Annotated in this window: 20 protein-coding genes and 7 tRNA genes; 20 read left to right on the top strand and 7 right to left on the bottom strand. The window is 53.6% G+C overall.

Translation table 11 applies throughout. The annotated features are described in order from the left end of the window. Positions 1-72: 72 nt before the first annotated feature. Both pgm and seqA read right to left on the bottom strand, forming a co-directional pair. Positions 73-1,713, bottom strand: a complete 1,641-nt coding sequence (pgm, locus tag L3069_RS06230; RefSeq protein ID WP_023305695.1) for a phosphoglucomutase (alpha-D-glucose-1,6-bisphosphate-dependent) — start codon at positions 1,711-1,713, stop codon at positions 73-75. A 24-nt stretch (positions 1,714-1,737) separates the two neighbouring features. Further along, a complete protein-coding gene (seqA, locus tag L3069_RS06225) occupies positions 1,738-2,283 on the bottom strand; it encodes a replication initiation negative regulator SeqA (protein WP_003858650.1) in 546 nt (181 codons plus the stop codon). 183 nt (positions 2,284-2,466) lie between these two features. Here seqA and ybfF point away from each other — a divergent pair, with 183 nt between their 5' ends. The 4 genes from ybfF (at position 2,467) to fur (ending at position 5,080) form a co-directional block, all read left to right on the top strand. Beyond that, positions 2,467-3,240 (top strand): esterase, encoded by a 774-nt coding sequence (ybfF, locus tag L3069_RS06220; RefSeq protein ID WP_022647446.1) that lies wholly within the window; start codon positions 2,467-2,469, stop codon positions 3,238-3,240. A 128-nt stretch (positions 3,241-3,368) separates the two neighbouring features. Next, on the top strand, positions 3,369-3,656 hold the full coding sequence (gene ybfE, locus L3069_RS06215; protein WP_100167669.1) for a LexA regulated protein: 288 nt from the start codon (positions 3,369-3,371) through the stop codon (positions 3,654-3,656). A gap of 155 nt (positions 3,657-3,811) precedes the next feature. Beyond that, positions 3,812-4,342 (top strand): flavodoxin FldA, encoded by a 531-nt coding sequence (gene fldA / locus L3069_RS06210; protein WP_003858653.1) that lies wholly within the window; start codon positions 3,812-3,814, stop codon positions 4,340-4,342. 291 nt (positions 4,343-4,633) lie between these two features. Next, entirely contained in the window at positions 4,634-5,080 is a 447-nt protein-coding gene (gene fur, locus L3069_RS06205) for a ferric iron uptake transcriptional regulator (protein WP_003858655.1), read from the top strand. Between the two features lie 92 nt (positions 5,081-5,172). On the opposite strand, the gene chiQ is transcribed toward fur, so the two are convergent. The 4 genes from chiQ to nagE all read right to left on the bottom strand — a co-directional run bounded on the left by chiQ (position 5,173) and on the right by nagE (position 11,178). Beyond that, complete coding sequence (gene chiQ, locus L3069_RS06200; protein ID WP_038417002.1) at positions 5,173-5,499, bottom strand: ChiQ/YbfN family lipoprotein; 327 nt, start codon at positions 5,497-5,499, stop codon at positions 5,173-5,175. Between the two features lie 47 nt (positions 5,500-5,546). Further along, on the bottom strand, positions 5,547-6,944 hold the full coding sequence (gene chiP / locus L3069_RS06195) for a chitoporin (protein WP_038415689.1): 1,398 nt from the start codon (positions 6,942-6,944) through the stop codon (positions 5,547-5,549). A gap of 447 nt (positions 6,945-7,391) precedes the next feature. Next, on the bottom strand, positions 7,392-9,059 hold the full coding sequence (glnS, locus tag L3069_RS06185) for a glutamine--tRNA ligase (protein WP_015571127.1): 1,668 nt from the start codon (positions 9,057-9,059) through the stop codon (positions 7,392-7,394). 169 nt (positions 9,060-9,228) lie between these two features. After that, positions 9,229-11,178 carry a PTS N-acetyl glucosamine transporter subunit IIABC gene (nagE, locus tag L3069_RS06180; RefSeq protein ID WP_022647444.1) on the bottom strand — a complete coding sequence of 650 codons (1,950 nt, stop codon included), beginning with the start codon at positions 11,176-11,178 and terminating at the stop codon, positions 9,229-9,231. Positions 11,179-11,503: 325 nt separating this feature from the next. Here nagE and nagB point away from each other — a divergent pair, with 325 nt between their 5' ends. From nagB to L3069_RS06120, 12 genes are all read left to right on the top strand, one after another. Continuing rightward, positions 11,504-12,304, top strand: coding sequence for a glucosamine-6-phosphate deaminase (gene nagB, locus L3069_RS06175; RefSeq protein ID WP_003858663.1), 801 nt, complete (start codon positions 11,504-11,506; stop codon positions 12,302-12,304). 54 nt (positions 12,305-12,358) lie between these two features. After that, the gene (nagA, locus tag L3069_RS06170; protein WP_023299598.1) at positions 12,359-13,507 is read left to right on the top strand and encodes an N-acetylglucosamine-6-phosphate deacetylase; all 1,149 of its coding nucleotides are present in this window, start codon (positions 12,359-12,361) and stop codon (positions 13,505-13,507) included. An 8-nt stretch (positions 13,508-13,515) separates the two neighbouring features. Further along, positions 13,516-14,736, top strand: a complete 1,221-nt coding sequence (locus tag L3069_RS06165) for an N-acetylglucosamine repressor (RefSeq protein ID WP_023299597.1) — start codon at positions 13,516-13,518, stop codon at positions 14,734-14,736. Between the two features lie 45 nt (positions 14,737-14,781). After that, positions 14,782-15,534 (top strand): ribonucleotide monophosphatase NagD, encoded by a 753-nt coding sequence (gene nagD, locus L3069_RS06160; protein WP_003858667.1) that lies wholly within the window; start codon positions 14,782-14,784, stop codon positions 15,532-15,534. Positions 15,535-15,784: 250 nt separating this feature from the next. After that, on the top strand, positions 15,785-17,449 hold the full coding sequence (asnB, locus tag L3069_RS06155; RefSeq protein ID WP_038415688.1) for an asparagine synthase B: 1,665 nt from the start codon (positions 15,785-15,787) through the stop codon (positions 17,447-17,449). 225 nt (positions 17,450-17,674) lie between these two features. Further along, positions 17,675-17,751 (top strand) — tRNA-Met (locus L3069_RS06150). An 8-nt stretch (positions 17,752-17,759) separates the two neighbouring features. Next, a tRNA-Leu gene (locus L3069_RS06145) sits at positions 17,760-17,844 on the top strand. 23 nt (positions 17,845-17,867) lie between these two features. Beyond that, positions 17,868-17,942: transfer RNA gene (locus L3069_RS06140), tRNA-Gln, on the top strand. A 32-nt stretch (positions 17,943-17,974) separates the two neighbouring features. Next, positions 17,975-18,049 (top strand) — tRNA-Gln (locus L3069_RS06135). A 17-nt stretch (positions 18,050-18,066) separates the two neighbouring features. Then, positions 18,067-18,143: transfer RNA gene (locus L3069_RS06130), tRNA-Met, on the top strand. A gap of 41 nt (positions 18,144-18,184) precedes the next feature. Further along, positions 18,185-18,259 (top strand) — tRNA-Gln (locus tag L3069_RS06125). Positions 18,260-18,293: 34 nt separating this feature from the next. Then, positions 18,294-18,368 (top strand) — tRNA-Gln (locus L3069_RS06120). Positions 18,369-18,476: 108 nt separating this feature from the next. Here the strand turns inward: L3069_RS06120 and ubiF are convergent. Next, positions 18,477-19,652 carry a 3-demethoxyubiquinol 3-hydroxylase gene (ubiF, locus tag L3069_RS06115; RefSeq protein ID WP_038415687.1) on the bottom strand — a complete coding sequence of 392 codons (1,176 nt, stop codon included), beginning with the start codon at positions 19,650-19,652 and terminating at the stop codon, positions 18,477-18,479. A 135-nt stretch (positions 19,653-19,787) separates the two neighbouring features. On the opposite strand from ubiF, the gene miaB reads away from it, so the two are divergent. The 4 genes from miaB to corC all read left to right on the top strand — a co-directional run bounded on the left by miaB (position 19,788) and on the right by corC (position 23,849). Continuing rightward, positions 19,788-21,212: a tRNA (N6-isopentenyl adenosine(37)-C2)-methylthiotransferase MiaB gene (gene miaB, locus L3069_RS06110; RefSeq protein WP_038415686.1), complete on the top strand. Its 1,425-nt coding sequence runs from the start codon at positions 19,788-19,790 to the stop codon at positions 21,210-21,212. Positions 21,213-21,375: 163 nt separating this feature from the next. Next, positions 21,376-22,422: a PhoH family protein gene (locus L3069_RS06105; RefSeq protein ID WP_003858674.1), complete on the top strand. Its 1,047-nt coding sequence runs from the start codon at positions 21,376-21,378 to the stop codon at positions 22,420-22,422. Then, positions 22,419-22,886, top strand: a complete 468-nt coding sequence (gene ybeY / locus L3069_RS06100; protein WP_003858677.1) for an rRNA maturation RNase YbeY — start codon at positions 22,419-22,421, stop codon at positions 22,884-22,886. The genes L3069_RS06105 and ybeY overlap by 4 nt, the downstream gene beginning before the upstream one ends. A gap of 84 nt (positions 22,887-22,970) precedes the next feature. Then, positions 22,971-23,849 (top strand): CNNM family magnesium/cobalt transport protein CorC, encoded by an 879-nt coding sequence (gene corC / locus L3069_RS06095; protein WP_003858679.1) that lies wholly within the window; start codon positions 22,971-22,973, stop codon positions 23,847-23,849. Positions 23,850-23,853 lie beyond the last annotated feature (4 nt).

The raw sequence follows: 23,853 nt of genomic DNA, 5'->3' as shown, positions 1-23,853 counted from the left end.
GAGATCACTGTTTTCTCCCTCTCCCTGTGGGAGAGGGCCGGGGTGAGGGCATCAGCCCGCACCAGACACCATTTACGCGTTTTTCAGCACTTCGCTGACAATCTCTACCGCTTCTTTCTCAATCTGCTGGCGGTGCTCAGCGCCGAGGAAGCTTTCGCAATAGATTTTATACGCATCTTCCGTACCGGATGGACGCGCGGCGAACCAACCGTTTTCGGTCATCACCTTCAGGCCGCCGATGGATGCGCCGTTACCCGGTGCCGCCGTCAGACGCGCGGTGATCGGGTCACCTGCCAGGGTGCTTGCGCTGACCATCTCCGGAGAGAGTTTGGACAGAGCGGCTTTCTGAGCAGAGGTCGCGCCAGCCTGAATACGGTTATAGCTTGGCGCACCAAAGCGTGCCGCCAGGTCGTTGTAATGTTCCTGCGGGTTCTTACCGGTAACCGCGGTGATTTCCGCCGCCAGCAGGCACATGATGATGCCGTCTTTATCGGTTGACCATGGGGTGCCGTCGAAGCGCAGGAAGGATGCCCCCGCGCTCTCTTCACCACCAAAGCCGAAGCTGCCGTCGTGCAGACCGTCAACAAACCACTTGAAGCCCACCGGCACTTCCACCAGCTTGCGGCCCAGCGCATCGACCACACGGTCAATCATGGCGGAAGAGACCAGCGTTTTACCCACCGCAACCTCTTTGCCCCACTGCGGACGATGCTGGAAGAGATAATTGATCGCAACAGCCAGGTAGTGGTTAGGGTTCATCAGCCCAGCCGGGGTGACGATACCGTGGCGGTCGTAGTCCGGGTCGTTGGCAAACGCCAGGTCGAACTTGTCGCGCAGCGCCAGCAGGCCAGCCATTGCGCATTCGGAGGAGCAGTCCATACGGATCGCGCCGTCTTTGTCCAGGTGCATAAAGCGGAAGGTCTGATCGACGTGATCGTTCACGATGGTCAGATCCAGCTTGTAGTGCTCGGCAATGCGTTTCCAGTATTCAATACCGGAGCCGCCCAGCGGATCCACGCCCAGCTTCAGACCGGCTTTCTGGATAGCGGCCATATCGACGATATCCGCCAGCCCTTCCACGAACGGCTGCACCAGATCCTGCTCTTTCACGTGGCCGGACGCCATGGCTTCATCCAGCGAGATGCGCTTCACGCCGTTCAGACCGTTAGCCAGTAACGCGTTGGCGCGATCTTCCACCACTTTCGTGACGTTGGTATCCGCCGGGCCACCGTTAGGTGGGTTGTACTTGATGCCGCCATCTTCCGGTGGGTTGTGGGACGGGGTGATCACAATACCGTCCGCCTGCGCGCCACCTTTTTTGTTATGTACCAGAATAGCGTTAGAAACCGCAGGCGTTGGCGTGAAACCGTTGTTCTCCTGAACAATCACGTCTACGCCGTTTGCCGCCAGTACTTCCAGCACGGAGATAAAGGCAGGTTCAGACAGGGCGTGGGTATCTTTCCCAACATAGCACGGACCGGTGACGCCATTTTTGGCGCGCTCTTCCGCGATGGCCTGAGCAATGGCCAGAATGTGCGGTTCGTTAAAGCTATGGCGCGCCGCGCTGCCGCGGTGGCCAGATGTACCAAACTTCACTGCGTGTTCTGCGTTGCCCACCACCGGCTTCAGCACGTAGTACTGCGCGGTCAGTTGAGCGACGTTAATCAAATCGCGTTGTTGTGCAGGTTGTCCTGCACGGCTGTGATTTGCCATTGCCTGGTCCTTCTGATGCAAGGGTTAAATTGTACCGCAAACCTTTTCGATCAATTCCGCCGGGAACTGCATGGACTGCATGATATGTTCGATCATGCTGCACTTGCGGCCCGTATTGGTATTGGTGATCACCCAGTATGGCGTACCGGGAACATGTTTGGGTTTGGTTTGGTTGCCATTTTGCAGCAGGGTCTGCTCGTCACCTGCGAAGTAAACGCGCGTGCGACCGTGCAGCGACTCTGTCGCTTCTGCAAATGCGTTGTTATCCAGTGAGTAAAGTGTAGACAGCACCAGCATAAAGCGGTTAACCGCCTTTTTCTGCTCTGCATATTCATCGGACAGCAGCAGCTCGCGCATCGCGCGCACTTTGTCTTTTGCCGGCATGACGGCAGGTTTTACTTGTGCAACAACGCTCGGCTGAGACACGACATCTTTAGTGACAGGAGTGGGCTGTGAGGCGGCGGAAATTTTAAGCATGCGCCGTAAAATGTCGGACGCGCTCTCCCCAATATGCCGCGTCTGGCTGGCAATATACTGATAGAGTTCGTCATCAACTTCGATTGTTTTCATCTTAATCCAGTGCGATATCTTATCTGAATACAAGTCGTTGAGATTATAAGGTCTAATCCCAACAGCGGATAGCGTCAAACCAGGTTGGCGGCAAAAGTCAGATTAAACTGGATCCTTGCCCCCGGGCGGCAGAATGGTCAACATGATACCCTAACCTGACAAACCTAAAAAAAGAACTTTGCCATGAAATTGAATACCCGAGCGCAAACTGCACAATCGCCGAACAATAATTCTCCCATCGTACTGGTTCACGGCCTGTTTGGTAGTCTGGATAACCTGGGCGTGCTGGCGCGCGATTTAGTGACCGATCACGAGATCCTCCAGGTTGATATGCGCAATCACGGTCTTTCAGGGCGCTCTGAGGAGATGACCTACGCAGCCATGGCGCAGGATCTGCGTGACACCCTCGATGCGAATAATATCCAGAAAGCGACGCTCATCGGGCATTCAATGGGCGGTAAAGCGGTGATGGCGCTTACAGCGCTGGCCCCTGAGCGAATTTCCGGTCTGGTGGTCATTGACGTTGCGCCCGTCAATTACGACGTTCGCCGTCACGATGAGATTTTCGCTGCGATCAATGCTGTGACAGAGTCAGGCGTCTCCACACGCCAGCAGGCGGCAGCCGTTATGCGCGAGCATCTCGATGAAGAAGGCGTGGTCCAGTTCCTGCTGAAATCCTTTGTTGACGGACAATGGCGCTTTAACGTCCCGGTACTGTGGGATCAGTATTCGCATATTGTGGGGTGGGAAAATGTCCCCGCCTGGCCGCACCCTACCCTCTTTATTCGCGGCGGCAACTCCCCTTACGTCACTGACGCGTACCGTGACACGCTGCTGGCGCAATTTCCGCAGGCTCGCGCTCACGTCATCGCCGGTGCCGGGCACTGGGTCCACGCGGAAAAACCGGATGCGGTCCTGCGCGCCATTCGCCGCTATCTTACTGATACAGCGAATTGATTAAAAAGCCAGCGACCGGAAGACGACGGGCTTCCAGTCGTTGGCGTGTGGATTTGGGTGATGTATGATGGCGCGCTTATCGCCCGGGCATTAGCAGGGCGGCGTGTTTCCCCCGAAGTCTCAGAATCATGGCCAAAGAACAAACGGACCGTACGACACTAGATCTGTTCGCGAATGAGCGTCGACCGGGACGACCGAAAACGAATCCGTTTTCGCGCGATGAACAGCTGCGTATCAATAAACGCAACCAGCTTAAACGCGATAAAAATCGTGGGCTTAAGCGTGTCGAACTCAAGCTGAATGCCGATGCCGTCGATGCGCTTAACGAGTTAGCTGACGCGCGCAACATCAGCCGCAGCGAACTGATCGAAGAGATGCTGATCGCCCAGCTTGAGACGTTACGCGGCAAGGCGTGAGTCAGAAAATCCCCAATATTACCTTTTTCATGTAGCACAGAGTGCAGTCCTGCGTGATAGCTGTTTCCGCAGGGTTGCCTGTTCTGCTATTATTGCCCTTATCCGTGGACAATTTGCGCCACCATACCATTAAGTTTCAAGAGGTTATTTTACTCATGGCAATCATCGGCATTTTCTTTGGCAGTGATACCGGCAATACTGAAAATATCGCAAAAAACATTCAAAAACAGCTCGGTAAAGACGTTGCTGATGTGCATGACATCGCCAAGAGCAGCAAAGAAGATCTCGAGGGCTATGACATCCTGCTGCTGGGCATCCCGACCTGGTACTACGGTGAAGCACAGTGTGACTGGGACGATTTCTTCCCGACGCTGGAAGAAGTCGACTTCAACGGCAAGCTGGTTGCCCTGTTTGGCTGTGGCGATCAGGAAGACTACGCTGAGTATTTCTGTGATGCGCTGGGCACTATTCGCGACATCATTGAGCCGCGCGGTGCGGCGATCGTTGGTCACTGGCCAACAGCGGGTTACCACTTCGAAGCTTCCAAAGGTCTGGCAGATGACGATCACTTCGTTGGCCTTGCCATTGATGAAGACCGTCAGCCAGAGCTGACCGCAGAGCGTGTAGAAAAATGGGTTAAGCAGGTTCGTGAAGAGCTGAACCTGGACGATATCCTTAACGCCTGATATCCCTGCGGCGCAACTCCGGTTGCGCCCGTTGTCCAGGTAAAACCGATTAAATTAATTGCTACAAACTTTTAACTTTTTCGTCCAGACCTGTACAATATCCCCCTGGTAAAAAGTGGGTGCCATCGAACAAGTTTGTTGGTGATACCACGTTTTTATAAGCATACTTTGCTTGAGACTTGCAGTTTCCATTTAGCCATGGCAGTTCTATAATGAGACGCATTATCCCAAGTGCATTTTCTGTCACTTCTTCTTTTGAAGTGAATCGTTTAGCAACAGGACAGATTCCGCATGACTGACAACAATACCGCATTAAAGAAAGCTGGCCTGAAAGTAACGCTTCCTCGGTTAAAAATCCTTGAAGTGCTTCAGGGGCCAGACAATCACCATGTCAGTGCGGAAGACCTTTATAAGCGTCTTATCGATATGGGTGAAGAGATTGGGCTGGCAACCGTCTATCGTGTGCTGAACCAGTTTGATGACGCGGGCATTGTTACTCGTCATAATTTCGAAGGCGGTAAATCCGTGTTCGAGCTGACTCAGCAGCACCACCACGATCACCTGATCTGCCTCGACTGTGGCAAGGTCATTGAATTTAGCGATGATTCCATTGAATCACGCCAGCGTGAAATCGCCGCCCGTCATGGCATCCGCCTGACCAACCACAGCCTGTACCTGTACGGTCACTGCGCTGAAGGTGATTGCCGCGAAAATGAACATGCGCACGACGCAAAATAAGTCAGTGTTCATACTCTGAGCCAGCCGTGAGGTTGGCTTTTTTTTGCCTGGAAAAAGCCCGGTAAGCGCAGCGCCACCGGGCGTAAAGCAACTTATTTATTGTTATTGCGAATCTCGTCCCAAATCTTATCGCAACGCTTCGCCACTTCCTGATCGTTACCGGTTTTACGCGCCTGAATACAGGCCTGGTAATCCATCACGCGAACGTTTTCCTGCGTGGCGAATTGCTCATGGGCTTTGTCTTTTTTCAGCACGTTCAGCACGCTTTGACAGGCTTCAATCTTCTCAGGTGAACCTTGTGCGGTATTGATGCACGCGCTGTAGGCCTCTTTAAGACGGGAGTCTTCTTTCGGCGCCTGATCCTGCGCGCACGCCACCAGCCCTAATGCCAGCAGCGCAACGATTACCCTTTTTTTCATCATGTTCAGTCTCCATAACGGCGGGACACAGCCCGCCGCAGCATTCATCAGAAGATGGTAAATGGCGCAATGACCATAAATTTCACGTCGCGCTCATCCTGGAAGATGTTGCCGTAACCGCCCGCGTAGCTCGGGATATCGGAGTGGTTGTCATACTGGGTGAAGTGCAGTTTGAACATCGTGCCTTTCGCACGACCCTCCTGCAGGGTATAAATCGCATCCAGACTGTATGAAGACTCTTTCAGACGGTAGTTCGGATCGTAGTAGGCGTCTGGCGTAGCCATATCCGCTGGCTTCGCGTCCCAGGCGTACGCGTAGGACGCGCCCACTGCCCAGCCAGGCAGGTTCCAATTCTTCAGGTCATACATTGCGCCGAAGAAGACTGCCTTTTCGCCGTCGGCGTTGAAGTCAGAGCGGTTATCCCACCAGATATCCAGACGACCGTTGGAAGAGGCGTAGGTTGGCGTCATACGTTGCAGGAAATAGCCCTGCTGCCCTTCTGCCTTGACCCATGTACCCTCCAGACGCAAATCAACCTGACCCACTTTGTAGCCGAAGGTCAGCGCCTGTAACCACGCGGTGCCGTCATAAATATCATTTACGCTGCCATCGCTGACCTTGTCGCGCGTACCGTAGAACTGATAGCTGGTGCTCAGCGGGCTACCTGCGATATCAAATTTGTAGCTGGCTTTAGCAAAGTACTGATCGATATAGCCTTCAGCCTGACCAAAAGCCGCTTCCAGCACCAGATCGTTTTTGAAGTCGTACTTCGCCCCCAGCGAGTGGAGATAATCAACTTTGGTTTTTTTATCGTTTTGATAGAACTTGTCCATCTCAATGTGCCACGGCGCTTTGTACTCGTTGGTCCACATATAGGACAAGCTCAACGCCCCCGCATCGCCGTAGTCAAAATTAGCACCGGCTTCCGCGCCCTGATAGGTACCTGGCATAAAGCTCCAGTGCGGCGCTAACAGCGTCTGACCGGTTGGCTGGATATAACCACCACGCGCCCAGACCGGGCCATATTTGAATTTTGCAGCCGCTTTATACAGGCTGATTCCGCTTTTATCGCCGGACCAGTCTTCGTCGTAAGCTTTATTGCTGGAGGAGAACGCAATTTCGTTCGGATGGCCGCTGTCGCCATTTTCGGCCATTTCAATTGCGGTGAACGCTGCAATATCGATCCCGAACATATCGGCGGCATATCCCGACTGGAAATCCAGGTTGGCGTTCCAGGTCGAGTGAGAAAGGTTAGTTTTGTATTTATCTTCAGTGACGTCTTTACGGTCACGCTCACGTTGCCAGTAATAAATACCGCCCGTAAGGGTGGAATCTTCAATGAAACCTGCTGCTTTTGCCTCTGGCGCAACCACCAGGCCCGACATTGCTGTCACACCGGCGATAGCCAGCGCCAGCGCACTACGTTTGCCACTGAACGTACGCATAGATTATTCCTCTTTGACGAATTAAAACGCCTTAAACGGCGAAAAACAGAAAAGACCAAATGGTCAGGGGTAGTCAGAAATACCCTCGAATTAACTACCGTCTTTAGGTTATTTTTCGCGACGCGAATTATCAATGCTTTTAATCAGGCAAAAGTCAGGATTATGACGAAGAGCACATATTTCGTAGTGCTTTGTAACATTTACCGGGAAGCGAGTGCTGGCGGGGGAATACGCTAATTTTCAGTAAGTAACATTGAGATTGAGAATATATTTTTCAGCGTTTTTGTTTTTGGAAAACAACAAACTTTTTTTAAATAAAATAAGTAGCACCACATTGACCTGGAATGTTGGCTTTAAAAGATTATCCCGATGCTTAACGACATGATCGTTAAATAAAAAAACGCCGCATTACGCGGCGTTTGTTTCTCATTGACCAGAGCAGCGTTATTATTCGCCGATCTTAGTCCAGGTATCACGCAGACCCACGGTACGGTTAAATACCGGTTTTTCTGCCGTGCTGTAACGGCTGTCCAGGCAGAAATAACCCTCACGTTCGAACTGGAACGCTTTACCGGCTTCAGCGGCTTTCAGAGACGGTTCGGCATACCCCTGCTTGATAATCAGCGACTCAGGGTTAATAACCGCCAGGAAGTCTTCCGCTGCGCCTGGGTTAGGCACGCTGAACAGACGGTCGTAGAGACGGATCTCAACCGGCAGCGCATGCTGCGCGCTCACCCAGTGGATTACGCCTTTCACTTTACGGCCATCCGCCGGATCTTTGCTCAGCGTTTCTGCGTCGTACGTACAGAAGATGGTCGTGATGTTACCTTCCGCATCTTTCTCTACGCGCTCGGCTTTGATTACATAGGCGTTACGCAGACGTACTTCTTTGCCCAGCACCAGACGCTTGTACTGCTTGTTCGCTTCTTCGCGGAAGTCGGCACGATCGATCCAGATTTCACCGCTGAACGGCACGTCGCGGGTGCCCATTTCCGGTTTGTTCGGATGATTAGGCATAGAGACCAGTTCGCTCCCGCCCTGCGGATAGTTTTCGATAACCAGTTTCACTGGATCGATCACCGCCATCGCGCGCGGCGCGTTTTCGTTCAGGTCTTCACGAATGCAGGATTCCAGAGACGCCATTTCGATGGTGTTGTCCTGCTTGGTGACGCCGATACGTTTGCAGAACTCACGAATGGACGCAGAGGTGTAGCCACGACGACGCAGGCCAGAAATGGTCGGCATACGTGGGTCGTCCCAGCCTTCAACGTGCTTGTCAGTGACCAGCAGGTTCAGCTTACGCTTGGACATCACGGTGTATTCCAGGTTCAGACGAGAGAACTCGTACTGACGCGGATGCACAGGAATGGTGATGTTATCCAGCACCCAGTCGTACAGACGACGGTTGTCCTGGAATTCCAGCGTGCACAGAGAGTGCGTAATGCCTTCCAGCGCATCGCTGATGCAGTGGGTGAAGTCGTACATCGGGTAGATGCACCACTTGTTACCGGTCTGGTGGTGTTCTGCGAACTTAATGCGGTACAGCACCGGATCGCGCATCACGATGAACGGAGACGCCATATCGATTTTGGCACGCAGACACGCTTTACCTTCTTCGAAGCCACCGGCACGCATTTTTTCAAACAGCGCCAGGTTCTCTTCCACGCTACGATCGCGGAACGGACTGTTCTTACCGGGCTGAGTCAGCGTACCGCGGTATTCACGGATTTCGTCAGCAGAGAGCTCGTCGACGTATGCCAGACCCTTGTTAATCAGTTCAACCGCATAGGCATACAGCTGATCGAAATAGTCTGAGGAGTAGCAGATATCGCCAGACCAGTTGAAGCCCAGCCATTGCACGTCGTTTTTAATCGACTCAACGTATTCGATGTCTTCTTTTACTGGGTTGGTGTCATCGAAACGCAGGTTGCACTGCCCCTGGTAGTCTTGCGCAATACCAAAGTTCAGGCAGATCGATTTGGCGTGACCAATGTGCAGGTAGCCATTTGGCTCCGGCGGGAAACGCGTGTGGACTGTGGTGTGCTTACCACTGGCCAGATCTTCATCGATGATCTGACGAATAAAGTTACTCGGGCGGGCTTCTGCCTCACTCATCGTGGATTCCTCAAAGCGTAAACAACGTATAACGGCATATGATCTTATAAGCCGGACGTAGTGACAACCCTTAAAACGTCCCGGAAGAAAATAATGGGGGCAATTGCTGCAAAAAAAAGCGGCGGAGGATATCCCCCGCCGCTAAAGGCATAACTCTGCTCAGGAGCGATTACTTGCCTTTAATCTCATACAGTGGCGTTTGGCCTGCAACTACCTGCCCCTGCGCCTGGATCACCAGACCGCTGAAGTCGTCGATGTTGCTGCACACTACCGGGCTTATCATGGAGCGCGCGTTGGCGTTCAGGAACTCCAGATCCATTTCCAGAATCGGCTGGCCTGCCGCCACTTCAGCGCCCTCTTCCACCAGGCGAGTAAAGCCCTGACCGTTCAGCGCAACGGTATCGATACCCATATGGACAACGATCTCCGCGCCTTTTTCCGTTTCCAGGCAGAACGCGTGGTTGGTGTTGAAGATTTTCACGATAGTACCGGCTGCCGGAGAGACCACGGTTTTGTCCGTTGGTTTCACCGCCACGCCATCACCGACCGCTTTGCTGGCGAACGCTTCGTCAGGCACCTGCTCAAGCGCAACAACGTCACCTGTCACCGGAGAAACCAGCGCAGCGATGGTCACCGCATTTGGCACAGCCTGCGGTTTTGCAACCGGCGCGTCAGCCACTGGCGCGTTATCCGTTGAGGCGGCAGCGACCGGCCCACGGGCAACCACTTTTTTCATTTCATCGCCGATAGATTCGGCTTTCGCACCCACGATAACCTGGATGGTTTGTTTGTTCAGCTTCACCACACCAGACGCACCAAGGCGTTTGCACATTGCATCGCTCACGCGTGCGGAGTCGCCCACGGTCAGACGCAGACGGGTAATACAGGCATCGATCGCTTTCAGGTTGTCGGTGCCACCCACAGCGGCAATATAGCTGGTTGCCAGCTGGGTTAAACCCTCTTCGGTATTGCTGTTGGCTTCACTGGTCACAACATCATCTTTCGTATCTTCGCGGCCCGGCGTCTTCAGGTTAAACATACGAATAACCGCGCTGAACAGAACGAAGTAGATAACGAAGAAGATCAGGCCCATCACCACCAGCATCCAGACGTTGCTGCTTGCCGCCGGCAGGTTGTACATCAACACATAGTCGATAGCGCCTGCGGAGAAGGAGAAGCCTGCATGGATACCCAGAAGGGTGGCGACGAACAGGCTGATACCGGTCAGGATCGCGTGCATCAGATACAGCAGCGGAGCCAGGAACATGAACAGGAATTCCAGCGGCTCGGTCACGCCGGTCAGGAAGGCGGTGATCGCAACGGACAGCAGCATCCCGCCGACCATTGGGCGACGCGCTTTCGGCGCAGCCAGGTACATTGCCAGCGCCGCGCCAGGCAGACCAAACATCATGATTGGGAAGAAGCCGGACATGAACATGCCCGCGGTGCCGTCACCTGCGTAGAAGCGGTTGATATCACCGTGGAATACCGCGCCAGCCGCGTTGGTGAACTCACCAATCTGGAACCAGGCGATGGTGTTCAGTACCTGATGCAGACCGGTTGGGATCAGCAGACGGTTAATGAAACCGAAGATGCCCGCGCCCATTGCGCCCGCAGACACGATCCACTCGCCACCCGCATGGATAGCATGCTGAACCGGTGGCCAAACGTAGCCAAAGATGGCGGCGAGGATCAGACAGAAAAAGCCCGTCGCAATCGGCACAAAACGTTTACCGCCGAAGAAGCTCAGGAAGTCAGGCAGTTTGATACCCGCCCAGCGGTTGTACACGGCGCCACCGACCAGACCGGTAATGATACCCGCCAGTACACCCATGTTGATTTCCGGGTTGATGGTTACCATCGCTTTCGTGAGGATGAAGTAACCTACCGCCCCTGCCAGTGCCGCAGCACCGGCGCTGTCTTTTGACCAGCTTGACGCCACGCCGATGGCGAAAATCAGCGCAAGGTTGTCAAAAATGGCGCCGCCTGCCTGGGCAATAAACGGCACATTAAGAAGATCGGGTTGCCCGAATCGCAGCAGCAACGCTGCAACCGGTAGCACGGCGATAGGGAGCTGCAAAGCCCTACCGAGGCGCTGGAAAAAACCTAAAATATTCATCCTATTCCCCCTACGAGACCCTTTGTTAAGACTCGCGCATAAACTATGTTTTTATTGTGTCACGAACGATAGATACTGTTGATGATTCACTGGCAGTGTGAGTGTGTGAAAAATTAATTCGTATCGCAAATTAAACACCTATTTTTTGTGATTATTGTCACCAAATATCGTATTAAACCCTCCCTTTCACTGGCTAACCACGAAAACTTATTTTATCATTCAAAAAATCAAGACGGATTGATCCGGCCTGAAAGGTTCCAGGTTACGCTTAGTTCAGGTTGCACTAATCATCCGCCCACTTTTACTTAAACTTTAGAGGTGAATAATGAGACTGATTCCCCTGGCAACAGCTGAACAAGTCGGAAAATGGGCTGCTCGTCATATCGTTAACCGCATCAACGCGTTCAAACCAACAGCCGATCGTCCTTTCGTACTCGGTCTTCCAACCGGTGGTACTCCCCTGACCGCGTATAAGGCTTTGGTTGAAATGCACAAAGCGGGCCAGGTTAGCTTTAAACATGTTGTGACCTTCAACATGGACGAATATGTCGGCCTGCCAAAGGAACATCCGGAAAGTTACCACAGCTTTATGCACCGTAATTTCTTCGATCACGTTGATATTCCGGCTGAAAACATTAACCTGCTGAATGGAAACGCGCCTGATATTGACGCAGAATGCCGTCAGTATGAAGAAAAAATCCGTTCTTACGGTAAAATCCACCTGTTTATGGGCGGCGTAGGCAACGATGGTCATATCGCGTTCAACGAACCGGCATCTTCACTGGCTTCCCGTACCCGTATTAAAACGTTGACCCATGACACGCGTGTGGCTAACTCCCGCTTCTTTGACGGCGACGTCAATCAGGTGCCGAAATACGCGCTGACCGTGGGTGTGGGTACACTGCTGGATGCCGAAGAAGTGATGATTCTGGTACTGGGCGCAGTGAAAGCGCAAGCGCTTCAGGCTGCCGTTGAAGGCAACGTGAACCATATGTGGACGATCAGCTGCTTACAGTTGCATCCAAAAGCGGTTGTCGTGTGTGACGAACCGTCCACCATGGAGCTGAAAGTGAAAACGCTGAAATACTTCAACGAGCTGGAAGCTGAGAACATTAAAGGTCTGTAATTGAATAACCGCCTCTTTTATCAGAGGCGGTCGCTTTTTTAACCGGGGGTCGATATGTACGCTTTAACCCACGGTCGGATTTATACCGGCCATGAAATTCTGGATGACCATGCGATTGTAATCGCCAATGGCCTGATTGAACGTGTTTGCCCGCTGGCGGAACTGCCGCCGGAGATCGAACAACGTTCCCTCAATGGAGCAGTAATCTCCCCCGGTTTCATCGACGTACAGCTTAACGGCTGCGGCGGTGTCCAGTTTAACGATACCGCAGAGGCGGTAACGGTTGAAACGCTGGAAATCATGCAAAACGCCAACGAGAAATCGGGCTGCACTAGCTATCTGCCAACGCTGATTACCAGCAGCGATGACCTGATGAAACAGGGTATCCGCGTCATGCGCGAATACCTGGCAAAACATCCGAATCAGGCGCTGGGTCTGCACCTGGAAGGACCATGGCTGAATATGGTCAAGAAAGGCACCCATAACCCGAACTACGTGCGCAAACCGGATGCCGAACTGGTGGATTACATGTGCGCCAATGCCGATGTGATCACCAAAGTGACGCTGGCACCGGAAATGACCGGCACGGACGTTATCAGCAAACTGGCCGCCGCCGGGATTGTGGTATCTGCGGGCCATTCGAACGCGACGCTGAAAGAGGCGAAGGCCGGTTTCCGCGCAGGTATTACATTTGCCACACACCTTTATAACGCGATGCCGTATATTACCGGTCGCGAACCGGGACTGGTTGGCGCAATTCTGGATGAACCAGACGTCTACTGCGGCATTATCGCCGACGGCTTGCATGTCGATTACACCAACATCCGCAACGCCAAGCGCCTTAAAGGCGACAAGCTCTGCCTGGTCACGGATGCAACCGCTCCGGCAGGAGCGAATATTGACCAGTTCATTTTTGCTGGTAAAACAATATACTACCGGAATGGACTGTGTGTGGATGAGAACGGCACGCTGAGCGGTTCTTCTCTGACGATGATCGAAGGGGTACGTAACCTCGTTGAACATTGCGGCATTGCGCTTGAGGAAGTGCTGCGCATGGCCACGCTTTATCCGGCGCGCGCTATTGGCGTCGATAAACAGCTCGGCGGTATTGCGCCAGGTATGGTTGCAAACCTGACGGCGTTCACACACGATTATAAAATTATTAAGACCATCGTTAATGGTAACGAGGTCGTCACTGAGTAAGTAAAAGTATGACACCAGGCGGACAAGCTCAAATCGGTAATGTCGATCTCGTTAAACAACTTAACAGCGCGGCAGTTTATCGCCTGATTGACCAGCACGGGCCAATCTCACGCATTCAGATAGCCGAACAAAGCCAGCTTGCTCCCGCCAGCGTGACAAAAATTACACGTCAGCTTATTGAGCGCGGCCTGATCAAAGAAGTGGATCAGCAGGCCTCCACCGGCGGCCGCCGCGCGATTTCCATCGTCACTGAAACCCGCAATTTTCAGGCCATTGGCGTTCGCTTAGGACGTCATGACACCACGCTTACGCTCTACGATCTGAGCAGCAAGGCCATTGCCGAAGAGCACTACCCCCTTCCTGAGCGCACACAGGAGACGCTCGAACACGCGTTACTGAATACCATCGCGGAGTTTATCGAAAGCTGTCAGCGCAAGATCCGTGAACTCATCGCCATCTCGGTGATTTTACCCGGTCTGGTTGACCCGGAAAGCGGCGTTATTCGCTACATGCCGCATATTAAAGTAGAGAACTGGGGGCTGGTTGAGGCGCTGGAAAAACGCTTCAAGCTGACCTGCTTTGTTGGTCACGATATCCGCTCGCTGGCGCTGGCGGAGCACTACTTTGGTGCGAGCCAGGACTGCGAAGACTCTATTCTGGTGCGCGTTCACCGTGGTACAGGTGCGGGTATCATCTCGAATGGCCGCATTTTTATTGGTCGTAACGGTAACGTAGGCGAGATCGGTCATATCCAGGTGGAACCGCTTGGCGAGCGCTGCCACTGCGGTAACTTTGGCTGTCTTGAAACCGTTGCCGCCAATGCCGCCATTGAACATCGCGTCCGCCACCTGCTGGAGCAGGGTTATCAGAGCCGCGTCACGCTGGGCGACTGTAAGATCGGTGCCATCTGCAAAGCGGCAAACAAAGGCGATGCGCTGGCCTGCGAAGTGATCGAACAGGTAGGACGCCACCTGGGTAAGACCATCGCCATTGCCATCAACCTGTTTAATCCGCAAAAAGTGGTGATCGCCGGCGAGATCGTTGAAGCCGAAAAAGTATTACTGCCTGCCATTGAAGGCTGCATCAATACCCAGGCGCTGAAGGCATTTCGCCAGAATTTGCCGGTGGTGCGATCTACGCTCGATCACCGCTCGGCAATTGGCGCATTCGCCCTGGTAAAACGTGCCATGCTCAACGGGATCCTGCTGCAACATTTGCTGGAATCCTGATCGGACCTTATAGTAACGCCTTCTTTTTTTGATGTCGGATTGTCCATGACCATTAAGAATGTAATTTGTGATATCGACGGCGTGCTGATGCACGACAACGTTGCCGTGCCGGGTGCTGCGGAGTTTCTTCACCGCATCATCGACAAAGGAATGCCACTGGTTCTTCTCACGAACTACCCTTCACAGACTGGTCAGGATCTGGCAAATCGCTTTGCTACTGCGGGCGTCAATGTCCCGGACAGCGTGTTTTATACCTCTGCGATGGCGACCGCGGATTTCCTGAAGCGTCAGGAAGGCAAAAAAGCCTACGTGGTTGGCGAAGGCGCGCTGATCCACGAGCTGTATAAAGCGGGCTTCACCATCACCGACGTGAATCCGGACTTTGTCATCGTGGGCGAAACGCGCTCCTTTAACTGGGAGATGATGCATAAAGCAGCCTACTTTGTCGCCAATGGTGCACGTTTTATCGCCACCAACCCGGATACGCACGGTCGTGGTTTTTATCCAGCCTGCGGTGCGCTGTGCGCCGGTATCGAAAAAATCTCAGGCCGTAAGCCGTTTGTTGTCGGCAAACCGAGCCCGTGGATCATCCGCGCTGCACTGAACACAATGCAGGCACACTCAGAAGAAACCGTCATTGTTGGCGACAACCTGCGCACCGATATTTTGGCCGGCTTCCAGGCCGGGCTTGAAACCATCCTGGTGCTTTCTGGCGTTTCACAGCTTGATGACATTGATACGATGCCGTTCCGGCCAAGCTGGATTTACCCCTCTGTCGACGAAATCGACGTTATTTGATTCAGAACCACGCCCCAGGGCGTGGTTTTTCATTTCTGCCGCCTGAAAATATCACTTCATCTAACGAAATCAGCTCTTCATTGAGAAATCATCAATAGAATGGCTTAATGCATACTCTTTTTTTAAGATTCGGCAATTGCCATTGCACTTTTTACGTTTTCATCGGTAAATCGCTTGCGCCCCCTCCCCTTTTTGCGGCATTTTCATAAGCAAGCAACATCACAACGCAACAGGGTTAACGGAGAAGGTTATGTGTTCTATTTTTGGCGTACTGGATATTAAAACTGACGCGGGCGAACTGCGTAAAAAAGCACTCGAATTGTCCCGCCTGATGCGCCATCGCGGTCCGGACTGGTCAGGCGTTTACGCCAGCGATAAAGCGATTCTGGCTCACGAACGTCTTTCCATTGTTGATGTCAACGCTGGCGCACAGCCGCTGTATAACGAGAAAAAAACGCACGCGCTTGCTGTTAACGGTGAAATTTACAACCATCAGGCGCTGCGCGCTGAGTACGGCGATCGCTACGCGTTTCAGACCGGCTCAGACTGCGAAGTGATCCTGGCGCTGTATCAGGAGAAAGGCCCGGAGTTCCTCGACGACCTGCAAGGTATGTTCGCCTTCGCGCTGTACGACAGCGAAAAAGACGCTTACCTGATTGGCCGCGACCATATTGGTATTATCCCGCTGTACATGGGACACGATGAACACGGTAACTTCTACGTTGCCTCAGAGATGAAAGCCCTGGTACCGGTGTGCCGCACCATCAAAGAGTTCCCGGCAGGTAGCTACCTGTGGAGTAAAGACGGCGAGATCCACCCGTACTACCAGCGCGACTGGTTTGATTATGAAGCGGTGAAAGACAACGTGACGGATAAAGCCGAACTGCGTCAGGCCCTGGAAGAGTCAGTGAAAAGCCACCTGATGTCAGACGTACCTTATGGCGTACTGCTCTCCGGCGGTCTGGACTCCTCCGTGATCTCCGCGATCACCAAGAAATTCGCTGCACGTCGCGTGGAAGATCAGGAGCGCTCTGAAGCCTGGTGGCCGCAGCTGCACTCCTTTGCCGTGGGTCTGGAAGGGGCACCTGACCTGAAAGCCGCCCAGGAAGTGGCGAACCATCTCGGCACGGTGCACCATGAAATTCACTTCACCGTACAGGAAGGTCTGGATGCGATCCGCGATGTGATCTATCACATTGAAACCTATGATGTGACCACCATTCGCGCCTCCACGCCGATGTATTTGATGTCGCGGAAGATCAAAGCGATGGGCATCAAGATGGTGCTCTCCGGCGAAGGTTCTGACGAAGTGTTTGGCGGTTATCTCTATTTCCACAAAGCGCCAAACGCCAAAGAGCTGCATGAAGAAACGGTGCGTAAGCTACAGGCGCTACACATGTTTGACTGCGCGCGCGCCAACAAAGCGATGTCCGCCTGGGGTGTGGAAGCCCGCGTGCCGTTCCTCGATAAGAAATTCCTCGATGTGGCGATGCGCATCAACCCGCAGGACAAAATGTGCGGCAACGGCAAAATGGAGAAACATATCCTGCGTGAATGTTTTGAATCCTACCTGCCGGCGAGCGTGGCGTGGCGTCAGAAAGAGCAGTTCTCCGATGGCGTAGGTTACAGCTGGATCGACACCCTGAAAGAGGTGGCGGCAAAACAGGTTTCTGATCAACAACTGGAAACTGCGAGCTTCCGCTTCCCGTACAACACGCCAGCCTCGAAAGAAGCGTATTTGTACCGTGAGATCTTTGAGGAGCTGTTCCCGGTTCCAAGTGCAGCCGAGTGCGTACCGGGTGGTCCATCGGTCGCCTGCTCTTCTGCTAAAGCCATTGAATGGGATGAATCCTTCAAAGCCATGAACGATCCGTCAGGACGCGCAGTGGGCGTTCACCAGTCTGCCTATAAATAATGTTCAGAGTATCATCAGGCCCTCCGGGGCCTGATTTTTTTTCCTCTCTTTTCCCCGCATAAAATCGATTAATAACCAATAATTGTCGAATATTCGGCCTCGCTGTTCGCAACCTAACCAAACAGTCACATTCCGGCTATTTTCATTGAAAAAGGTGTTGACGCTGCAAGGGTCTATACGCATAATGCGCCCCGCAACGCCGATAAGGTAACGCGAAAAAAAGATGGCTACGTAGCTCAGTTGGTTAGAGCACATCACTCATAATGATGGGGTCACAGGTTCGAATCCCGTCGTAGCCACCATCTTTTTTGCGGGAGTGGCGAAATTGGTAGACGCACCAGATTTAGGTTCTGGCGCCGCAAGGTGTGCGAGTTCAAGTCTCGCCTCCCGCACCATTCCCAGGTAAGCGTTGCACGGATGGGGTATCGCCAAGCGGTAAGGCACCGGTTTTTGATACCGGCATTCCCTGGTTCGAATCCAGGTACCCCAGCCATATTTCTTCGATCATGCGGTTCTCCGCGGTATTGGGGTATCGCCAAGCGGTAAGGCACCGGTTTTTGATACCGGCATTCCCTGGTTCGAATCCAGGTACCCCAGCCATCGAAGATTGCAGTACTGGCTACGTAGCTCAGTTGGTTAGAGCACATCACTCATAATGATGGGGTCACAGGTTCGAATCCCGTCGTAGCCACCATATTTATGTTATCGAATACGATTCGGTAAACTGAACATTGTTGGGGTATCGCCAAGCGGTAAGGCACCGGATTCTGATTCCGGCATTCCGAGGTTCGAATCCTCGTACCCCAGCCACTTTAAAGTCGTTAAGCAGTTTGTTTAACGCAATTGGGGTGTCGCCAAGCGGTAAGGCTCTGGTTTCTGATACCAGCATTCCGGGGTTCGAATCCCTGCACCCCAGCCACTTAAAACAAACAAGCCCGCTCTGCGGGCTTTTTTGTTTTTGTTGCTCAGAATAGTGCGGCCTGATGCCCTCACCCTAACCCTCTCCCACGGGGAGAGGGAATAAAGATTAGAGTCCGAGGGCGTATTTCAGTGCCTGACGCTTCAGACCACCGGCGCGCTCCGCCGCCATCAGTCCGATATTGCGCAATATCCGCACCGGACCCACGTCATTGCTGAACCCGGCATAGAAGAGATCCATCCCCGACTGCATAATGAAGTTATCCGCCATACGGCGCGTCTGGTAGCGCTTCAGTACCTGATGGCTGGCCCAGGCTTCCGCGTGGGCGCGAGCGTTACCCAGCACATCCAGTAACGCATCGACGTCACGGTATCCCAGGTTAACCCCCTGCCCCGCCAGCGGATGAATGGTGTGCGCCGCGTCTCCCACCAGGGCCAGCCCTTCACGGGCATACTGCAACGCATGGCGTCGCATCAGCGGGAATGCGCCAGCGGCAACCGGGGTCACGTTACCCAGACGGCGCGGGAAGTGCTGGCGGATTTCGCGCTGCAACTGATCCATGGACAGCCCCTGCAACTGTCGAATGCGCGCCGGCTTGTCGTACCACACCAGCGAAGCCCAGTTATCAAACAACGGTAAGAATGCATGCGGGCCGTTCGGCGTAAAATGCTGCCAGGTGCTTTCGCCCGGCGCGTTTTCTGACTGCACGGTGATCAGCATGCAGGACTGCTGATACTGCCAGGCATGGATCCCAATGCCTGCCATCTGCCTGACCTGCGAGTTCGCGCCATCCGCCCCCACCAACAGCTTCACGGCCAGCTCATCGTTGTTATCCAGCGTCAGGAGATATCCACCTTCATGACGATGCAGGGCTTTCAGCGAGTCCGGAACGCGCAGCGTCACCTTCGGGTGCGCCTCCAGCGCCTGCCAGAGTGCCTGCTGGAGCACGTTGTTTTCCACCATATAGCCCAGGCGCGGCAGTTTCAGCTCGGCGGCGTCAAACGAGACGTGAGCATTTTCCCACTCCCAGGTTTCAAGACGGCTGTAAGGGTGCGCGCGCATCGCCAGCACCGCCTCCCAGACGCCCAGCCCGCGAAGCAGATCAACAGAGGACGCGCTGATGGCGGAAATACGCACGTCCGGTTGGCTGGAAGGATCGAATACCGGCGGAGCCGCCTGTTCAATAACGGTTACGTCAAATCCCTGCTGCGCCAGCCCCAGCGCCAGTGCGCCGCCGACCATACCGCCGCCAACAACGGCAACTTCGGTGTTCAGGAGTGTCATGGTCACTATTCCTTATTGGAGAATACCTTAAGTTTACCGGATTTTTGCGGCCCTGAGGTTGACAACCTTCATACTGGTCACAACCGCACCAAAGCATTACAATACGCGGCTTGCAATCCTGAGCTGAGCAAGTCGATGACTAAAAAACTCCATATAAAAACCTGGGGCTGTCAGATGAACGAATACGATTCATCTAAGATGGCCGATCTGCTGGATACCACCCACGGATACCAGCTGACTGAAAATGCGAAAGAAGCCGATGTGCTGCTGCTGAACACCTGTTCAATTCGTGAAAAAGCACAGGAAAAAGTCTTTCATGTGTTAGGCCGCTGGAAGCTTCTCAAACGGAAAAATCCGGACCTGATCATTGGCGTGGGTGGCTGCGTCGCATCGCAGGAAGGTAAGCTGATCCGCCAGAGAGCCCCCTATGTGGATATCGTTTTTGGCCCTCAGACCCTGCACCGCCTGCCAGAGATGATTAATCAGGTTCGCGGCAGCCGTAGCCCAGTGGTTGACGTGAGTTTCCCGGAGATCGAGAAATTTGACCGTCTGCCAGAGCCGCGCGCTGATGGCCCGACCGCCTTCGTCTCCATCATGGAAGGCTGCAACAAATACTGTACTTACTGCGTGGTACCTTACACCCGCGGTGAAGAAGTGAGCCGCCCGGCAGACGATATCCTGTTTGAAATCGCGCAGCTTGCCGCGCAGGGCGTTCGCGAAGTGAACCTGCTGGGCCAGAATGTGAACGCCTGGCGCGGGGAAAACTACGACGGCACCACCGGCAGCTTTGCTGAACTGCTGCGTCTGGTGGCGGCGATTGACGGCATTGACCGCATTCGCTTTACCACCAGCCATCCGATGGAATTTACCGACGACATTATTGACGTCTATCGCGATACGCCAGAGCTGGTGAGCTTCCTGCACCTGCCGATCCAGTGCGGCTCTGACCGCGTGCTGAATCTGATGGGTCGTCCACATACGGTGCTGGAGTATAAGTCCACCATCCGCAAGCTGCGTGAAGCGCGCCCGGATATCCAGATTAGCTCCGACTTTATCGTCGGCTTCCCTGGCGAAACCGCTGATGACTTCGAGCGCACCATGAAGCTCATCGGCGAGGTGAATTTCGACGTCAGCTACAGCTTCATCTTCTCAGCACGCCCGGGCACCCCAGCGGCCGATATGGTTGACGATGTGCCGGAAGAAGAGAAAAAGCAGCGTCTGTATATTTTGCAGGAGCGTATCAACCAGCAGGCCAACGCCTGGAGCCGTCGTATGCTCGGCACTGTCCAGCGTATTCTGGTGGAAGGCACTTCCCGTAAGAGCATCATGGAACTGTCTGGTCGAACCGAAAATAACCGCGTGGTGAATTTTGAAGGCACCCCGGACATGATTGGTAAGTTTGTGGACGTCGAGATTGTCGAAGTGCTCAAGAACTCGCTGCGCGGGAAGGTGGTACGCACTGAGGACGAAATGGGTCTGCGTATTGCACAGACTCCGGAATCCGTTATCTCTCGCACCCGTAAAGTCAACGATTCTGGCGTAGGTATTTACCAGCCCTGATCCCTCTGGCCTGCCTGTCCGGCAGGCCTTGTATTTCCTCTCATCACCCCCAATATCTACCGCAACGCTTGCGCCTTTATTCTATGGCGTGAATAATTTCGGTAATGACCGTTTTATTACGCCGTGTGGCCACAGGTCAGTTAACCAAATAAAGAGGAACAGTTTGAACATAGATACGCGTGAAATTAGCCTTGAGCCCGCAGACAACGCTCGCCTGCTGAGCCTGTGCGGGCCGTTTGATGACAACATCAAACAACTGGAGCGACGTCTGGGTATCGAAATCAATCGTCGCGATAACCATTTCAAACTCACCGGACGCCCAATCTGCGTCAACGCCGCGGCAGATATTCTCCGCAGCCTGTATGTTGATACCGCCCCGATGCGCGGTGAGATCCAGGATATTGAACCTGAACAGATCCACCTGGCCATCAAAGAGGCGCGCGTGCTTGAGCAGAGCGCGGAAAGCGTGCCGGACTATGGCAAAGCCATCAACATTAAAACCAAACGCGGCGTGATTAAGCCTCGTACCCCGAACCAGGCACAGTACATCGCCAACATTCTCGACCATGACATCACCTTTGGCGTGGGTCCGGCGGGTACGGGTAAAACCTATCTGGCCGTTGCTGCTGCGGTCGATGCACTTGAGCGTCAGGAGATCCGCCGTATCCTGCTGACCCGCCCTGCTGTAGAAGCCGGTGAGAAACTCGGCTTCCTGCCGGGCGATTTAAGTCAGAAAGTGGACCCCTACCTGCGCCCACTGTACGACGCGCTGTTCGAAATGCTTGGCTTCGAGAAAGTTGAAAAGCTCATCGAGCGTAACGTGATTGAAGTGGCCCCGCTGGCCTACATGCGTGGGCGTACACTTAACGACGCGTTCATCATTCTGGATGAGAGCCAGAACACCACCATCGAACAGATGAAGATGTTCCTGACGCGTATTGGCTTTAACTCGAAAGCGGTTATTACCGGTGACGTCACCCAGATTGACCTGCCGCGTAACACCAAATCGGGTCTGCGTCACGCCATCGAAGTCCTGGCCGAGGTAGAGGAAATCAGCTTCAACTTCTTCCACAGTGAAGACGTGGTACGCCACCCGGTGGTCGCGCGTATCGTTAACGCTTATGAGGCCTGGGAAGAGGCAGATCAGAAGCGCAGGGCCGAGCTGGCCGCAGAACGTAAGCGCGAAGCGCAGGAGCATGAACAGAAATGAGTCAGGTGATCCTCGATTTACAGCTGGCCTGTGAAGATAATTCCGGCATGCCAGAAGAGGCACAGTTTCAGAAATGGCTGGATGCCGTTATCCCCCAGTTTCAGGAAGAATCAGAGGTCACGATTCGCCTGGTGGATGAAGCAGAAAGCCATGAGCTCAACCTGACCTATCGCGGGAAAGATAAGCCGACCAATGTGCTCTCTTTCCCGTTCGAAGCCCCTCCGGGCATTGAGATGCCGCTGCTGGGCGATCTGATCATCTGCCGTCAGGTGGTTGAGCAGGAAGCCAAAGAGCAGCAAAAGCCGCTGGAAGCGCACTGGGCACACATGGTGGTGCACGGTAGCCTGCATCTTCTGGGTTACGACCATATTGAAGATGACGAAGCGGAAGAGATGGAATCCCTTGAGACAGAGATAATGCTTGCTCTGGGCTATGAGGATCCGTACATTGCCGAGAAAGAATAGTCAGTCACTGACTACCATGCCGCCGCGCAGGGACATAGCGCGGCGGTTAACGTTGAACTAACAAGAGAACCCTTAACAAACGCCATGAGCGACGACAATTCACACAGTAGCGACACGACAACCACTAAAAAGGGATTTTTCTCCCTCATCCTGAACCAGCTTTTCCACGGCGAACCGAAAAACCGTGATGAACTGCTGGAGCTGATTCGTGATTCCGGGCAGAACGACCTTATCGACGAAGATACGCGCGAAATGCTCGAAGGGGTGATGGACATCGCCGACCAGCGCGTCCGCGACATCATGATCCCCCGCTCGCAGATGATTACCCTGAAACGCAACCAGACGCTGGACGAGTGCCTCGATGTGATTATCGAATCGGCTCACTCACGTTTCCCGGTCATCAGCGAAGACAAAGATCACATCGAAGGGATTTTGATGGCGAAAGATCTGCTGCCGTTTATGCGCAGCGATGCCGAAGCCTTCAGTATGGAAAAAGTGTTACGCCCGGCCGTGGTTGTGCCGGAAAGTAAACGTGTGGATCGGATGCTGAAGGAGTTTCGCTCCCAGCGCTATCACATGGCGATTGTTATTGATGAATTTGGTGGCGTTTCCGGTCTGGTCACAATCGAAGACATCCTTGAGCTGATCGTGGGCGAAATCGAAGATGAGTATGACGAAGAAGAGGATATCGACTTCCGTCAGCTGAGCCGCCACACCTGGACCGTGCGCGCGCTGGCCTCCATTGAAGACTTCAATGACACCTTTGGCACCAGCTTCAGCGATGAAGAAGTGGACACCATTGGTGGTCTGGTGATGCAGGCCTTCGGCCATCTTCCGGCCCGCGGTGAAACCGTTGACATCGATGGTTACCAGTTCAAGGTCGCAATGGCTGACAGCCGACGTATTATTCAGGTTCATGTCAGAATGCCGGACGACTCACCGGTGCCAAAACTGGAAGATTAATGTA

Source organism: Enterobacter cloacae complex sp. ECL411 (assembly GCF_021869665.1).
In the GTDB taxonomy this organism is placed as follows: domain Bacteria; phylum Pseudomonadota; class Gammaproteobacteria; order Enterobacterales; family Enterobacteriaceae; genus Enterobacter; species Enterobacter intestinihominis.
Note: the sequence above shows the minus strand (reverse complement) of the source record. Positions and strands in the feature narration are given on the sequence as shown.